Genomic DNA, 1,979 nt, shown 5'->3' on the forward strand with positions numbered 1-1,979 from the left:
TTGTGTTCGGCGGTGTCCTACTCTCCCACACCCTGTCGAGTGCAGTACCATCGGCGCTGGAGGGCTTAGCTTCCGGGTTCGGAATGGGACCGGGCGTTTCCCCTCCGCTATGGCCGCCGTAACTCTGTGAAACTGTTACACACGGAACACAACAGAGTCTCTTGTCATCCCGTTTGTGGGGATGGTTGGAGGGTGTTGGTTCATTCAATTGTTGGTGGTTCTGAAACGTGTGTTGTTTCAGATATTGCACAGTGGACGCGTGGCGTTTCTTTTGGGTAAGTCCTCGGCCTATTAGTACCAGTCACCTGCATCGGTTACCCGACTTCCAGTTCTGGCCTATCAACCCGGTGGTCTGCCGGGGGCCTTACCCCCTCGTGGGGGTGAGAAACCTCATCTTGGAACAGGCTTCCCGCTTAGATGCTTTCAGCGGTTATCCCTTCCGAACGTAGCCAACCAGCGGTGCTCCTGGTGGAACAACTGGCACACCAGAGGTTCGTCCGTCCCGGTCCTCTCGTACTAGGGACAGCCTTCCTCAAGTTTCTAACGCGCGCGGCGGATAGAGACCGAACTGTCTCACGACGTTCTAAACCCAGCTCGCGTGCCGCTTTAATGGGCGAACAGCCCAACCCTTGGGACCTACTCCAGCCCCAGGATGCGACGAGCCGACATCGAGGTGCCAAACCATCCCGTCGATATGGACTCTTGGGGAAGATCAGCCTGTTATCCCCGGGGTACCTTTTATCCGTTGAGCGACACCGCTTCCACATGCCGGTGCCGGATCACTAGTCCCGACTTTCGTCCCTGCTCGACGTGTCAGTCTCACAGTCAAGCTCCCTTGTGCACTTGCACTCGACACCTGATTGCCAACCAGGCTGAGGGAACCTTTGGGCGCCTCCGTTACATTTTAGGAGGCAACCGCCCCAGTTAAACTACCCACCAGGCACTGTCCCTGAACCAGATCATGGTCCGAGGTTGAGGTATCCAATACGATCAGAGTGGTATTTCAACAACGACTCCACAGTAACTGGCGTCACCGCTTCACAGTCTCCCACCTATCCTACACAAACCGAACCGAACACCAATACCAAGCTATAGTGAAGGTCCCGGGGTCTTTTCGTCCTGCCGCGCGTAACGAGCATCTTTACTCGTAATGCAATTTCGCCGAGTCTATGGTTGAGACAGCTGAGAAGTCGTTACGCCATTCGTGCAGGTCGGAACTTACCCGACAAGGAATTTCGCTACCTTAGGATGGTTATAGTTACCACCGCCGTTTACTGGGGCTTAAATTCTCAGCTTCACCACCACAAGGGCAGTTGACCGGTCCTCTTAACCTTCCAGCACCGGGCAGGCGTCAGTCCGTATACATCGTCTTACGACTTCGCACGGACCTGTGTTTTTAGTAAACAGTCGCTTCTCACTGGTCTCTGCGACCCCACCCAGCTCACACTGCAAGAGTGATCACCGAACGAGGTCCCCCTTCTCCCGAAGTTACGGGGGCATTTTGCCGAGTTCCTTAACCATAGTTATCTCGATCGCCTTAGTATTCTCTACCTGACCACCTGTGTCGGTTTGGGGTACGGGCCGTGTGACAGCTCGCTAGAGGCTTTTCTCGGCAGCATAGGATCACTGAATTCGCCTCAATCGGCTACGCATCACCTCTCAGGCTTGTATGAACGGCGGATTTGCCTACCGTTCGCCCTACAGGCTTACACCAGTACAACCACTCACTGGCCCAGCTACCTTCCTGCGTCACCCCATCGCTTGGCTACTACCAGATCAGGTCCCACGCATCCACCACACGCCTCACTCTCGAAAGAGATCAGTCACGCAGATTCAGGGCGGTTAGTATCACTGATTCACCATGGGCGCGATCACACGGGTACGGGAATATCAACCCGTTGTCCATCGGCTACGCCTGTCGGCCTCGTCTTAGGTCCCGACTCACCCTGGGCGGATTAACCTGGCCCAGGAACCCTTGG

General features: G+C 55.4%; 2 rRNA genes (1 of these 2 running past the window's edge). Both read right to left on the bottom strand.

The window, feature by feature from the left end:
• Positions 1-4 precede the first annotated feature (4 nt).
• Positions 5-121, bottom strand: a 5S ribosomal RNA gene (rrf, locus tag KVY23_RS24570).
• 150 nt (positions 122-271) lie between these two features.
• Positions 272-1,979 (bottom strand): 23S ribosomal RNA (locus KVY23_RS24575); it runs 1,554 nt beyond the window's last position.

Origin of the sequence: Rhodococcus sp. I2R, assembly GCF_020889545.1 — a bacterium.
Taxonomy (GTDB): domain Bacteria; phylum Actinomycetota; class Actinomycetes; order Mycobacteriales; family Mycobacteriaceae; genus Rhodococcoides.